This is a genomic window from Hyphomonas sp., assembly GCF_046313735.1.
In the GTDB taxonomy this organism is placed as follows: Bacteria; Pseudomonadota; Alphaproteobacteria; order Caulobacterales; family Hyphomonadaceae; genus Hyphomonas.
The window spans coordinates 212,332-225,910 of sequence record NZ_JBKBXW010000001.1 but is presented as its reverse complement, the minus strand read 5'-3'; the positions used below and the strand labels follow the sequence as shown (position 1 = coordinate 225,910).

12 protein-coding genes and 1 tRNA gene are annotated in these 13,579 nt (G+C 66.8%); 4 read left to right on the top strand and 9 right to left on the bottom strand.

Going from position 1 to position 13,579, the window contains the following annotated elements:
• Window positions 1-8: 8 nt before the first annotated feature.
• Entirely contained in the window at window positions 9-2,087 is a 2,079-nt protein-coding gene (recG, locus tag ACK4SV_RS01045; RefSeq protein WP_409915940.1) for an ATP-dependent DNA helicase RecG, read from the top strand.
• A 4-nt stretch (window positions 2,088-2,091) separates the two neighbouring features.
• Here recG and ACK4SV_RS01040 read toward each other — a convergent pair whose 3' ends face one another.
• Complete coding sequence (locus ACK4SV_RS01040; RefSeq protein WP_409915923.1) at window positions 2,092-2,805, bottom strand: DUF502 domain-containing protein; 714 nt, start codon at window positions 2,803-2,805, stop codon at window positions 2,092-2,094.
• A gap of 80 nt (window positions 2,806-2,885) precedes the next feature.
• Between ACK4SV_RS01040 and ACK4SV_RS01035 the strand changes: the two genes are divergently transcribed.
• The 3 genes from ACK4SV_RS01035 to ACK4SV_RS01025 are packed head-to-tail and all read left to right on the top strand — an operon-like array spanning window position 2,886 to window position 5,007.
• Window positions 2,886-3,896 carry a phosphotransferase family protein gene (locus ACK4SV_RS01035; RefSeq protein ID WP_409915922.1) on the top strand — a complete coding sequence of 337 codons (1,011 nt, stop codon included), beginning with the start codon at window positions 2,886-2,888 and terminating at the stop codon, window positions 3,894-3,896.
• Entirely contained in the window at window positions 3,889-4,263 is a 375-nt protein-coding gene (locus ACK4SV_RS01030) for a DUF6285 domain-containing protein (protein ID WP_409915921.1), read from the top strand. Before ACK4SV_RS01035 ends, ACK4SV_RS01030 begins: the two co-directional genes overlap by 8 nt.
• A 12-nt stretch (window positions 4,264-4,275) precedes the next feature.
• Complete coding sequence (locus ACK4SV_RS01025; protein ID WP_409915920.1) at window positions 4,276-5,007, top strand: hypothetical protein; 732 nt, start codon at window positions 4,276-4,278, stop codon at window positions 5,005-5,007.
• Window positions 5,008-5,027: 20 nt separating this feature from the next.
• Here the strand turns inward: ACK4SV_RS01025 and maiA are convergent, their stop codons facing one another.
• From maiA to ACK4SV_RS00985, 8 genes are all read right to left on the bottom strand, one after another.
• Window positions 5,028-5,672, bottom strand: a complete 645-nt coding sequence (gene maiA / locus ACK4SV_RS01020) for a maleylacetoacetate isomerase (RefSeq protein ID WP_409915919.1) — start codon at window positions 5,670-5,672, stop codon at window positions 5,028-5,030.
• Window positions 5,669-6,991: an N-succinylarginine dihydrolase gene (gene astB / locus ACK4SV_RS01015; protein WP_409915918.1), complete on the bottom strand. Its 1,323-nt coding sequence runs from the start codon at window positions 6,989-6,991 to the stop codon at window positions 5,669-5,671. Before astB ends, maiA begins: the two co-directional genes overlap by 4 nt.
• Entirely contained in the window at window positions 6,988-7,821 is an 834-nt protein-coding gene (locus ACK4SV_RS01010; protein WP_409915917.1) for a class I SAM-dependent methyltransferase, read from the bottom strand. Before ACK4SV_RS01010 ends, astB begins: the two co-directional genes overlap by 4 nt.
• 12 nt (window positions 7,822-7,833) lie before the next feature.
• Window positions 7,834-9,288, bottom strand: a complete 1,455-nt coding sequence (astD, locus tag ACK4SV_RS01005) for a succinylglutamate-semialdehyde dehydrogenase (RefSeq protein ID WP_409915916.1) — start codon at window positions 9,286-9,288, stop codon at window positions 7,834-7,836.
• The gene (locus ACK4SV_RS01000; protein ID WP_409915915.1) at window positions 9,288-10,328 is read right to left on the bottom strand and encodes an arginine N-succinyltransferase; all 1,041 of its coding nucleotides are present in this window, start codon (window positions 10,326-10,328) and stop codon (window positions 9,288-9,290) included. Before ACK4SV_RS01000 ends, astD begins: the two co-directional genes overlap by 1 nt.
• A 1-nt stretch (window position 10,329) precedes the next feature.
• Complete coding sequence (locus ACK4SV_RS00995; protein WP_409915914.1) at window positions 10,330-11,589, bottom strand: hydrolase; 1,260 nt, start codon at window positions 11,587-11,589, stop codon at window positions 10,330-10,332.
• 116 nt (window positions 11,590-11,705) lie between these two features.
• Window positions 11,706-12,869: an OmpA family protein gene (locus tag ACK4SV_RS00990; protein ID WP_409915913.1), complete on the bottom strand. Its 1,164-nt coding sequence runs from the start codon at window positions 12,867-12,869 to the stop codon at window positions 11,706-11,708.
• A 562-nt stretch (window positions 12,870-13,431) separates the two neighbouring features.
• A tRNA-His gene (locus ACK4SV_RS00985) sits at window positions 13,432-13,508 on the bottom strand.
• Window positions 13,509-13,579 lie beyond the last annotated feature (71 nt).

Sequence of the window (13,579 nt, the reverse complement as noted above, 5' to 3'; positions counted from 1 at the left end):
TCGCCGCGATGCGAGACGAGCGACTCTATCCGCTGTTTGAAGGCCTGGACGCGCTCACCGGCGTTGGCCCCAAGCTCGCGCCCCTGCTGCAGAAGCTCGCCGGCGGCAACACGGTCTGGGACCTGCTGCTCCACCTGCCGGACCGCTGGCTCGACCGGCGCGTGCGCCCGAATTTCGAGGCGACCCAGCCCGGCGAAGTCGTCACCGTTCAGGGCGAGGTGCATGCCTATGTCGCGCCCTATAATGACAAGGCGCCCCACCGGATCCAGCTGGTGGACGAGACCGGCTTCCTGACGCTTGCGTTCTTCCGCGCCGATCCGCGCTGGCTGAAATCACAATTCCCGGTCGGGGCAATGCGCATCGTGTCGGGCCGCGTCGATGAATACCGGGGCGAGCGGCAGATCACCCATCCCGATTTCATCCTCGACCCTTCGAAAGGCGAGACGCCGCCTGCGGTCGAGCCGATTTATCCGCTGACCGCCGGGCTCACCAACAGGCGCGTCCATACCCTCGCCGTGCAGGCCCTCGCCCGCGTGCCCGAGGGCCTCACCGAATGGGCCGACCCGCACCTCGTGCGCGAGCGTGGATGGCCGCCTTTCCGCGAGGCGCTTCAGTGGCTGCACGACCCACCCGCCTATGACGAGGCCCGCTTCACCCTCGCCCGCGAGCGCCTTGCCTATGACGAGGCCCTCGCCCGCGAATCCGCCTTCGCCCTCGCCCAGGCTGCCCGGCGCGCCCGGTCTGCCCCGGTCATCAAGGCGCCGCCGAGCGCGGTGAACCGGCTGACCGATGTGCTGCCTTACCGGCCGACCGGCGCTCAGCTGCGCGCCGGCGCGGACATCAGCTCCGACATGGCGCGGGGCTATCCGATGCGGCGCCTGCTGCAGGGCGATGTCGGCTCCGGCAAGACGCTGGTCGCCGCCTTCGCCGCTGTCGAAGCAGCAGCTGCCGGTTACCAGTCCGCCTTCATGGCGCCGACCGAAGTGCTCGCCCGCCAGCAATACGACACGCTCGCCGCGCTCCTCTCTCCGCTCGGCTACACCGTCGCTGCGCTTTCCGGACGCGACAAGGGCGCCGCGCGCGAGGCCACGCTGATGGGCCTCGCAGATGGCACAATCCAGATCGTCGCTGGCACGCACGCGCTGTTCCAGGAGGCGGTCACCTTCCGCAATCTTGGCCTGATTATCGTGGACGAGCAGCACCGGTTCGGCGTCTCCGACCGGATGAAGCTCGCCGGCAAGGCCGCCAGCCCGCACATGCTGGTGATGAGCGCGACGCCCATTCCCCGCACGCTTGCCCAGGCCGTGCACGGCGATCTCGACGTCTCCATCCTCGACGAGAAGCCCCCGGGGCGCAAACCGGTGGAGACCCGCGCCGTGCCGGACACTCGCCTTGAGGATGTCATCGAAGCCGTCGGCCGCGCCGTCGCGCGCGGCGAGCGTGCCTTCTGGGTCTGCCCGAGGGTGGATGTGGAGGAAGATGATTCCTCCGCTGTCGCCCGCCATGCCGCTTTGGAAGATGAGCTGCGCACATCTGTCGGCCTCGTCCATGGCAGGATGAAACCCTCCGAGAAAGATGCCGCTCTCGAAGACTTCCGCACCGGGCGCACGCGCATTATCGTGGCCACAACCGTCATCGAAGTCGGCGTCGATGTGCCCGAAGCCACCATCATGGTAATCGAGCGCGCCGAGGGCTTCGGTCTTGCCCAGCTGCACCAGCTGCGCGGCCGGGTCGGGCGCGGCGACCAGCCGGCCTTCTGCCTGCTGCTCTACCGCCCGCCGCTGGGCGAGATGGCCCGCGAACGCCTCGACACGCTGCGCCGCACAGAGGATGGGTTCGAGATTGCCGAGGCCGATTTCCGCCTGCGGGGAGCGGGCGACGTGCTGGGCGTGAGGCAGGCGGGGATGACGGATTACCGCGTCATCGACCTGTCGAAACACGCGCCGCTCCTGCCCATCGCGCGCAAGGATGCCGAAGCCCTCCTCAGCGCGGACCCGGAACGCACCGGCGCGCGCTGGCAGGCGCTGCGCATCGCGCGCGAACTGCTGACGCCAAGGATTGCCGCCGGCAGCGAAACGGCCTCCTGAAACGCTACGACTCCGGCAGCTCTTCCGCCGGCTTCGGCGCCGCCGCGGCATTCACCTCCGGCACCACAAGGCCCGCCGACAGGATCACCTTCACGCCTTCCTCGATCGTCATGTCGAGGCGTCTGACCTGATCCTCCGGCACATAGAGCAGGAAGCCCGAGGTCGGGTTCGGCGTCGTCGGCACGAATACGCCGAGGAAATTCTCGCCCAGCCCCGCCCGGATCACGCCCTTGGCCGAGCCCGAGACAAAGCCCACCGCCCAGGTGCCTTGCCGGGGATACTGCACCATCACCACTTCATCGAACTGGCCGGCGGTGTTGGTCTGGAACACATCGGTGATCTGCTTGAACGCCGAATACACCGACCGCACGACCGGGATGCCCAGGATGATCCGGTCACTCAGGCTGACGAAATAGCGGCCAAGGAAATTCGTCGTCACCGCGCCCAGCATCGTCAGGAAGATGAACAGCACGATCAGGCCGAAGCCCGGCACCGCATAATCAAGATAGGTCTGCGGCTGCAGCGCCGGCGGCAGCAGCGGCACGACGCGCTTGTCGATCTCGCCGATCAGCCAGTTGAGCAGCATGAACGTCACGACAATCGGCAGCGCGAGGAACATCCCCGCGACGAACCGCGCCCTGAGCCAGGACAGGAGCCCGGGCTTGGCTGGCTTCTTCACTTCAATCAGGCCGAAATCCGGCTTTTCATTCTCAGTCATCAGTCCTCACCTGCCGCCGCTTCAGGCTTCCTCAGCGTTACCGCTTGGCGGGCCGGTTCTTCCGCGCGATTGTGGCAAAGATGGGAACCGCAACAGAAATAGAAAAGGCCCTCGCCGGCTGGACCGCAGCACAGTACGGCGCAGACGCCGGGGTCGTAAACCTCCGGCGCCTCTCCGGCGGTGCCAGCCAGGAAACCTGGGCCTTCGAAGTGGCCTCCGGCGGGCGCACCGATCCGCTGATCCTGCGCCGCGCGCCCGGCGGCGCCGCTGCCGCGCGCAGCTCCGAAGCGATCACGCTGGCCACCGAAGCCGCGCTCCTGAACGCCACCGCCGCCTCCGGCGTGCCCGTGCCCGGCGTGCGCCATGTCTCCCCGCCCGGCAGCGCGCTCGGCGAAGCCTTCATCATGAACCGCGTGGACGGCGAAACCATCGGCCGGAAGATCCTGCGCGACGCAGAATTCGAGGCGGCCCGCGCGCGCCTTGCCGCTGATTGCGGCGCTGCGCTTGCCGGCATCCACGCCGTGCCGCTGACCGGCCTGCCGGAGCTGCCGCGCAGCATGGGCCGCGACCAGATCGACAAGTATGAAGCCATCTATCGCGGCTTCGGCCTGCCCCGCCCGGTCTTCGAACTCGCCTTCGCCTGGCTGAAAGCCAACGAGCCGGAACCCGCAGACCCTGTTCTGGTGCATGGCGACTTCCGCCTCGGCAACCTGATCGTCGACGCCTCCGGCCTTGCCGCCGTGCTCGACTGGGAACTCGCCCATATTGGCGACCCGCGCGAGGACATCGCATGGCTCTGCACCAATTCCTGGCGCTTCGGGCAGAGCGAGAACCGCGCCGGCGGCTTCGGCCAGCTCGAAGACCTGCTCGCCGCCTATTCCGCTGCCGGCGGTCCTGCTTTCCGGCCCGCCGATATCGACTGGTGGGAAATCCTCGGCAGCCTGAAATGGGGCGTGATGTGCATGATCATGTATTCCGCCTTCAAGACCGGCGCTGACCGCAGCGTCGAGCGCGCCGCCATCGGCCGCCGCGTCTCGGAGACCGAGATCGACCTCATCAACCTGTTCGAGGGACTGGCCCGCCATGCATGACGCCCCCTCCGCCAAGGAGCTGATCGAAGCGGTCAAGGCCTTCATCGATCAGACCGCCGCCCCGCAACTGACCGGCCATGCCGCCTTCCATGCCCGCGTCGCCTCCAATGCGCTTGCCACTGTCCTGCGCGAGCTGGAGATTCGCCCGGAGGCCGAAGCAGCAGAGATTTCACGCCTGCAGGCCCTGCTCGGCAGCGCGAAAAGCGACCCTGAATTGCTCAATCGTCAACTTTGCACAGAAATTCAGGCCGGACGCCTTGACCTTGCGACCCCGGGGCTGTTGACCCACCTGAAATCGACCACAATTGCGCAATTGTCTGTCGATCAACCGGGGTATTCGGGCCTGCGCACAGCGGTCCGTTCATAAGTCGAGGTGACGATGAACAAGGTCTTTCTGGCGGGGGCAGCGATCGGATTGCTGGCCATCGCCGCCGCAATCACGCTCTGGCACATCAACTCCCATGAAGAGGAAGAGCCGGAAAACCTTCCGCCCTATGACTATGCTGATACGGCCAGCTGGCATGTGAAGCCTGCGGCCCCGCCCCCGCCTGTCTGGCAGGATGGCTGGGCGACGGATGTCCTGCTCCTGGCTTCCCAGACCCGCCGCCAGCCGGAAGACTATGCCGAGGCCCTCGCCGCCGCCGGCCCCGTCTATGCTCCGCGCCTGCGCCGCGCTGACTTCGCAGACGACGCCGCCGCCGCGCTGACCCATTATGTCGAGCGCGCAAACCAGGGCCGCGCCTTCATCATCGCCACCAGCGAACCCCTGCCCGCCAGCCTTGTGCCCGTCATCAATTCAGACCCGATGCTGCGCGCGCGCTTCGGCGGCGTGCTGCTGCTGAACGGCCAGACGGAAGCCTTCGGCGCAGGGGTCCATGCGGGCGCCGTCTGCTCCGACCGGTTCAAGCCCAGCGAAGCCTGCGCCGAGACCATCGACATCCGCCGCGAGAGCGGCAGCTGGGTCATCGCCGGCGAAGACCCGCTCGAGGGCCCAGTGCTCGGCGGCTTCAAAGACTGGCTGGAAGACAGCGCCCCGAAACTCGCCCCGCCGCTGGGCGACTTTGAAGACATCGAAGTGGTCGAAATCCGCCGCCCCGGCCAGACCGATTAGGAGGCGGGTCGGCGCACGGATCAGCCCGCCGCGGGCTGGTTCTCTGGCGCCGCGCGCCTGAACGCGTCGATCTCGGCGCAGACGGCGTCGACCGCCACAAGCGTGGGAAACGCCTCCAGCGCCACCTTGAACCGGCGCGCATTCGCCATCTGCGGCACGAGCGCGATCTCCGCGAGCCCCGGCGCATCGCCGAACAGGAAATCCCCGGCGCGCGGCCCTGCCACCATCGCCTCCAGCGCGGTGAAGCCGCGCGTGATCCACTCCCCATACCAGCGCGCAATCGCCGCCTCGTCCGCGCTGAACTGCTGGCGCAGATAGGCCAGCGGGCTGAGATTGTTCAGCGGGTGGATGTCGCAGGCGATGACATCGGCAAAAGCGCGCACGCGCAGCCGCTCCCACGGATCCTCCGGCAACAGGCGCGGGCCGGGCAATGCCTCGTCGATCCATTCAAGGATCGCCATGGACTGGATGCCCAGCCGCCCGTCCACCTCGATGGCCGGCACCCGCATCTGCGGATTTATGCGCCGGTAGGCATCGCCAGTCTGTTCATCCGCTCCCGGAAGGATGTTGACGGGCACAAGGTCATAGTCCGCGCCCTTGAGGTTCAGCGCGATCCGTACACGGTAGGCCGCCGAAGACCGCCAGTAATCATAGAGGCGGATCATGCAAGCTCCTCCAGTTCCAGCACACGGAGCAGTTCCTCCCGCGCGATGCGGCACTCATCGGCAAAGGCCGGATCAGCCAGATCCGCCGGGCTCAGCCGGTCCCTGTAAGTGCGCGCGACCACCGCCTGCAGGGCATCAATCGTTTCCTCGTCCATCAGCACGCCCTGATGGCACGCGCCCAGCTCTGTCTCTGTCATCACGACCCGCAGCCGCAGGCAGGCCGGCCCGCCGCCATTGCGCATCGACTGGCGCACATCCACGAACTCGACCCGCCCAATCGGCCCGTTGCCGGCAACCATCCCCTCACAGAAGCGGCGCGTCGACGCTGTTTCCTGCGCCTCAATCGGCGCGACCAGCACCAGCCGGTCTTCATCCGGGAACTGAAGAAGCTGCGAGTTGAAGAGATAAGACCGGATCGCATCGCCGAGCGGCACGTCCGCCTCCGGCACCATCACGGGCTTCAGCTCGAACAGGCCGCTCGAGGCCCGCTTCAGCGCCTCCAGCGCCCCGGCGGTGTCTTCAAATGCCGCCTCATGGAAGAACAGCGTATCCCGCGCGCCGACACAGACCACATCATTATGGAATGCCCCGGCCTCGATGGCGCGGCGCGACTGGCGCGCGAACACGGAGCGGCTTGCCTCCAGCCCATGCGCGCGGGCAACCGCCTCGGACGCAAGCCGCGTCTGGCGCGCCGGGAAGCCGGCCGTGCTCTCGCCCGCCTCCCGTCCGTAAACGAAGAGTTCGACGCCCCGCGCGCCATGCTCCGCGCAAAGCCGCACATGATTGGCCGCGCCCTCATCGGCAAAATCGGAATGCATCGGCAGCGCGCTGTGCACAGCGAAATGTTCGTCGCCGGAGAACACAGACACCAGCGTCGCCGTCGTGTCCGGATGTTCGAGGCTGCGGTGCAGCATGGTCGACAGGTTCGCCGGCGTCAGGTGCAGCCGGCCATCGGCTGTGTCTGCCGAAGGCGAGACGGTGGCTGCATTCGCCGTCCACATCGCGCTCGCCGAATAGGCCACTTTCAGAAGCTGCGGCGCCTCGCGCGCGGCGGCGGCCAGGATATCCCGGTCGCTGCCGCCAAAGCCCGCCTGTACGAGCAGGTCGAAATTCGGGCGCGGCAGCGGCGGCAGCACGCCCTGCACGAGGCCCGCGCGCACCAGGAGCCGCATCTTCTCCAGCCCCTGCCGCGCGGCCTCGCGCGGGTTGGAGACATCCCCGGCATTCTTCGCGCTCGCAAGATTGCCATCGGACAGCCCGCCATAATTATGGCTTGGCCCGATCAGCCCATCGAAATTGACTTCCGCCGCAAAGCTCATGCCCGCGCCCCGACGATCCAGGCGGCCGCCTTCATCCGTGTACGTCCATCCGTACCCGCATGTTTGCGAACCTCTGCCTGAAGGGCTGCGCGGATCGGCGCCTCGTCCAGCGCCTGCTCCTTGATGAGGCGCGCGAGCGGCCCGATCTCCATCAGGAACCCTGCCGTCTCTGCCGGATCAGCGCCCGGCAGGCGCATGTCGCCGTCCCAGGCCTTTATCGTGATCTCGCTCCAGCCGGATGCACCCAGGATTTCACGGATGCGTGCCTCCTCACCGAACGCGAACGGCCCCGGCGCGCCGGGCTCCGGCGGCGCAGGCGGCTCCTTCAGAAGCGGCAAGGCTGTCATCAGCGGTGTCAGCGCCCATGGATTATCCGCCAGCGGGCGCCAGCACGCGAAGCTCAGCTGCCCGCCCGGTTTCGTCCCGGCACGGATATTCGCAAAAGCCGCTACCGGCTCTGCAAAGAACATCACCCCGAAGCGCGAGACGACCGCATCCGCCGGCGCTTCGGGCACCCAGGAAGAGGCATCCGCCACCACGAATTTCGCCCGCGCGCCGGCTGCCTCTGCCCGGCGCCGCGCCAGCGCGACCAAAGGCTCGGACACATCAACGCCCGTCACATCGACATTCACGGTCCCCGCCTCGATGCCCAGCGACAGCGCGCCGGCGCCGCAGCCGATATCGGTCACGCGCTGGCCGGCGGAAAGTTTCACCGTCTCGATGATCGCCTCAGCGAACGGCCCGAGCATCCGGTCGAGCCGGTCTGCATCGCGCACCCATTTCTCGCCGGCCGGGCCGTTCCAGTAGTCGATCTGCGCTGTGTTATCCATTGCGTTCCCTCCCTAGACCGGAAAGCCCGGCGCCTTCAGGCGCTGTGCGGCGGGCGCCGTCTGGCTCGCCTGCGGCCAGGCACAGTAATCTGCCGCATAGTACGCCCCCGGACGGAAATTACCCGAGAAGCCCGGCCCGCCAAACGGCATCGCCCCGCTCGCCCCGGCGGTCGGGCGGTTACGATTGAGGATGCCCGCGCGGATTTCCAGCCGCGCTTCTTCCCAAGCCGCCTCATCATCACAGACGAGCCCGGCAGAGAGCCCATAGCGCGTGGCATTCGCCCGCTCCAGCGCGGCGGAAAAATCCCTTGCACGGTAAACCTGCAGGAGCGGCCCGAACAATTCCTCATCCGGCACATCTGCGGCGCCAGTCACATCGATGATCCCGGGGCTGACGAACCCGCCACCGCGCGCCATCCGTTGCAGCGGCAGGATCGCTCGCCCGCCCTTCGAGACCAGCATCGCCTGAAACTCTTCCGCCTGCTGAGCAGCCCTTTCAGACACCAGCGGCCCCATGAAGATCTCCGGCTCGTCCCAGGCCCCGATCCGGATACCCTGCGCGCGCGCCGTCACGGCCTCCAGAACCCGGTCGCCGAAAGCCCCCTCCGGCAGGATCAGCCGCCGCGCGCAGGAGCAGCGCTGGCCCGTGGTGAGAAAGGCAGATTGAGCCGCGATGTCGGCGGCGGCGTCCACATCCGCCGGTTCCCAGATGATCAGCGGATTGTTGCCGCCCATTTCCAGTGCGAGGATCACATCGGGGCGCCCGGCGAAATGCCTGTGAAAAAAGACGCCTGTCGCCGCAGAGCCTGTGAACAGGAGGCCATTGATGGGCTCATCGATCAGCGCGCCGCCGGTTTCGCGTCCTCCGTGTACGATGTTTACACAGCCTGGCGGCAGGCCCGCGGCCTCGGACGCCTCTGCCATCAGCGCAGCGACCGAGGGCGCCAGTTCCGAAGGCTTGAAAACGCAGGTATTGCCCGCCAGCAGCGCCGGAACGATATGGCCATTCGGCAGATGGCCCGGAAAATTGTAAGGCCCGAACACCGCCATCACGCCATGCGGCCGGTGGGTCAGGGCAGCGGCGCCGAAGGGCTGTGTTTCCGTCCGCTCTCCCGCGCGCTCCTTCAGGGCGGCGATTGACACGGCGATCTTCGCCACCATCGTGGCCGCCTCGCCCTCCGAGTCCCAGAGCGCCTTGCCCATATCGCGGCTGATCGCGCGGGCGATCTCTGCCTTCCGCTGCCCAAGTTCCTCCGCATACTGCGTCAGGATGCCAATACGCTCCGTGAGCGGACGGCGGGCCCAGCTGTGAAGCGCGCGGCGGGCCGAGGCGACTGCCTCGGTCACGTCTGCACCAGACGCGGCGCGGCCCTGCCAGCTCACCTCGCCGCGCGCGGGGCAGGTCTTGGCGAACACGTCGCCCCGCCCCTCGCGCCAGGTGCCGTCAATATAAACGCCTGCCTTCATCACGCCCCCCGCATCCAGACCCGGGCCTGGCTGCCGGGCTTCAGTTTCAGGGCGTCCAGATAATCTGCACCCGCTACTATCCTGTCTTCGCCGCTGGCGAGAAACTTGCCGGTGCACACCCTGAAATCGGGCATTCTGTTCGTGGACAGAAGACCGAACCGCGCCCCCGCATCGCCCTCAGAATCACCGGTCTCCACCGTGACGATCCGGCTCTCGCGGATCGTGCGGATGTGGCGGCGCTGGACCGCGACCAGCGGGCCGCCGTCGAAAATGTCGACGGTGCGGTCAAACTCGAAGCCTTCCCATTGCAGCAGCTTGTAGGCGCCCACGCCTTCCGCATGGCAGCGCCCGATCACTTCGCGCGCCTCGGGCGGCAACAGGTCCACATAGATCGGATAGCGCGGCATCAGGTCCATGATGAACTGATTGTCGCTGATCGCCGACAGCCGGTCGGCTTCGGCAAAATCCATGCGGAAGAAATGCCGGCCGAGGCACTCCCAGAAGGGCGAGATGCCCTCATCATCCACCACGCCACGCAGCTCCGCCAGCACCTTGTCACTGAAACGCTCCGGCGCGGCCGCCATCAGCAGGTAGCGCGACTGCGCCGCAAGCCGCCCTGCCCCCCCGCCGCGATGTTCCGGGCGCAGGAACAGGGTGCCAACCTCCGTATACCCCACATATTCATTCGTCAGCACCAGCGCGTCCATGTCGAAGCGCAGATTGCCCGCCGCATGGCTCGCCTGGGCCAGGGTGATGATGCGGTAATTGAAAAAGGGCTGGTCGATCCCCGTGCCCGCCTTCACCGCCGAGCAGCCCGCCACGCGCCCGTCGGGCACATGGTCCATCATCATCAGATACTTTCCGTACTGAAGGTTTCGCTGGCGCCCATGGAATGCGCGCTCTGACTGCTCGAGCCGCATTTTCAGGATGGCTTCATCCACCGGCAGGCTGGTGAATCCGGGCCCGGACAATTCAGCGAGCGCCATCAGCGCGGGGAAATCTTCCGGCCGGGCCGGACGCATGACATAGCTTGCCGGCATGTCAGCGACCCATCAGATCCTTGATCGCGCGCGCATTGAGCCGCCCGTCCGCCAGCCGGTTGAGGATGAGGGCAGAGAGCAGCGCACGCTCGGTAAAGCTCTCTGTAATGACGAATTCCTCATTTGAATGAATGCGCCCGCCGCGCACGCCGAGCGTATCCACATTCGGCACGCCGGCAGCAAAGATGTTGTTGCCCTCACAGACACCGCCCGTGTCCACGAACTCAAGATCCAGACCGATGGCGCGCCCGGTTGCGTGCACGGCGTCGAACAGGGCCTGCTGCGCGCCGTTGCGCGGCTTCGGTGGGCGATAGAACCCGCCATGCAGATGGCCGTGGATGCCGTCATGCGCCGTGGCGCGCGCAAACAGGCGGCGGACTTCGGTGTCGGCCCAGGCGGCGGCCTCGGCATCCGGCGCGCGCGCGCCGAAGCGCACGACGGCCAGGTCTGGCACGATGTTCACCGGCGCGCCGCCTTCGATCGCCCCGGCATTGAAGGTCACCCCGTCCCGCTGGCCGTTCAGGCCTTCGAGGCCCATCACGAGTTCGGCCGCCGCGAGCAGCGCGCTGCGGCCCTCTTCCTTCGCCCGGCCGGCATGGGCGGCGCGTCCATGCAGCACGATGTCATACACCGCCGAACCCTTACGCCCGCCGGACATCGCCCCCGTCTCCATCCCCGGCTCATAGGTCATGCCGATCAGGGCACCGGAGCGGGCCGCCTCTGTCAGCGCGCCGTTGCTGGCGAAATTGCCGATTTCCTCATCCGGCGTCATCACGATCCTGTAGCCGATCCGGTCCTTCATCGGCCCGGCCTCGAAGGCTTTCAGCGCTTCGAGCATGACGCACAACCCGCCCTTCATGTCGGCCATGCCGGGGCCGTTGATGCGGCCATCGCCAAGATCGCGGATGGTCTCGAACTGGCCGGGCGGGAACACCGTGTCGTAATGGCCGGACAGGATGATCTGGACCGGCGCGGAGGGGCGCGCCTCAGCGCGGATGATTGGCCCGGTTTCCATCTCGGAGACCTGGCCATTCGCGCCGACTGTCTCGAAAGCCGGCCCGGCTTCGAGGCGCACAGCCGCGTCAAGCTCGGCGAAGGCATCCGCCAGCTTCGGGGCAAACGCCTTCAGCCCGGCAACATTGAAACTGCCGGTATTGTGCACGGACCAGTCCCGGGTCCTTGCGATCATCTGCGGCAGGGCATCGGTCAGGCGCTCGCGGGCAGCGGCGTCCTCCCGGGATAAGTCAGTCAGCGTGTTCATGTCTTTCTGGTTTCACAGCTATGCCCGCGCGGCAAGCCTGACACCCCCTTGCCGCGCAACAAAAAACGGCCCGGCAGGAAGCCGGGCCGTTCCTTGATTGGCGTCAGCCGTCCGGATTAGCGGACGATGATCGAGATTTCCGAGCGGCGGTTCAGCGGCTCGCGCACGCCGTCGCGGGTCTGAACGGCGAGCTGGGTCTGGCCCTTACCATCGCGGGTCACGATGTTCGCCGGAATGCCACGCTCGACCAGAGCGTTGGCGACCGCATCTGCGCGGCGGACCGACAGGCGCTGGTTGTAGGCTGCGTTCCCCGAAGAGTCGGTGTGACCAACAACCGTCACCGAGCTCGGTGAGCAACCAGCGACCGCGCTGATGTTGGCAACAGCCGCATCAATCACGGCAGCCGCCTGGCTGTTCAGGGCCGAGCTGTCCCACTCGAAGTAGACAGTCAGTTCCTGGCTCAGCTCCGAGCACTGCACCTGTGCCGGGCCGGTATCCGTCACCGGCGGGGGCGGCGGAGGAGGCGGCGGCGGGGGCGGCGGAGGCGGCGGGGGCGGCGGAGGAGGAGGCGGCGGGGGCGGCGGCGGCGGAGCCGGCGGCGCGCCGAATGCGAAGCGCAGACCGATCAGGGCGGTGTGGTCGGTATAGTCGGCATCATAGGAAATGCCGCCATGGTTGCCCGCGAAGTTCAGGTCCGGTGCCAGGAAGTATTTGTAGCCGACGTCGAGCGTCAGGCGCTCGGACATCTTGAAGCCAGCGCCGAGCAGACCCTGATAGGCAATGCCGGTGTCCTTGTCGTTGAACCCGTTGACGGCGCTGTAGCTGCCCGGGGTACCCGTCACGCGGTTGGCGGCCTTCGCGCCGATGCGGGCACCACCGATACCAAGGCCGATATAGGGCTGGATCGAACCGCCTTTGTTGAAGTCATAGATACCATTGATCATGACATCGGTGACGGTGGCATAGCCCGACGGGCGCACGATGGCACCCGCGGGGGGGGCGCCGGACACCGAGCGGCTCACATCGAGGGAACCGCTGCGCTGGCCAATGGCGGCTTCAAAGCGCAGGCCGTTTTCCATTGCGAAACCGAGACCGAGCACACCGCCCCAGTTCTCAGAAACATCCGAGTCGCCAGACATCTTGCCGGCGGCATCACCGGTCGCGTCATGATCGACGACACCATCAAAGCTGTACTGCACATCAGCCCGGGTATACCACCCGTCCTGGGCGTGTGCCGCTGTGCCAGCAGTTGCGAATGCAGCAGCGGCAGTCGCGCACAACAGAGTTCTCTTCATACTCAATCCCCTTTTGTGTGCCGGGTGACGGGATTGCCACCGGCCGCAGGTTCATACGGTTAAGCCCGCACAGTCCGGTGTGTAATCGCTTTTTCCGCTGCCCGCGAGCAAAATCCGGCCAAATTCGTCCGTGGGGCGTAAAAAAAACCGGATGGCGAGGCCCTTTTGCAACAGGTTATCAGTTCAGGTTGACGCGCAGCAACAGGCCGCCCCCGCGCATCCCGTTGTATCAATGCGCAGGGCGCCCGGAGGTTCCCGCAATCTGATGAAAATTCCTTGTATTGGTCCGATCTGGAACAGTTTCGCGGGAGAATCGGCGCAGCATCGCACCCTTGCGTCAACTTCCTCCAGCCCGATTCGCAACGCAGCCCCGAACCGCAGGCTGGAGGGCCCCGTTTTCAGGAGAGCAGGCTGAAACTGCCGGACTCGCCTGGCCGCAAAGTTCTCACCCTGGAATTGCATCATGCGGATCGAGGCATGGCCGCGCCCAAATCCCCGGCCGGAAGGCCAACCGGGCTTGCCCATCGCCAGCGCGGCTGCGGAAGAATGGTACCGCCTCCCCGGTTTGAACGGGGGACCTCTAGATCCACAATCTAGCGCTCTAACCAACTGAGCTAAGGCGGCATCCGTTCCGGCGACATACAACTGCCGGGCCGGGGTTTCAAGCGGCCGGGCCACTGCCTGCGGGCAGCCCC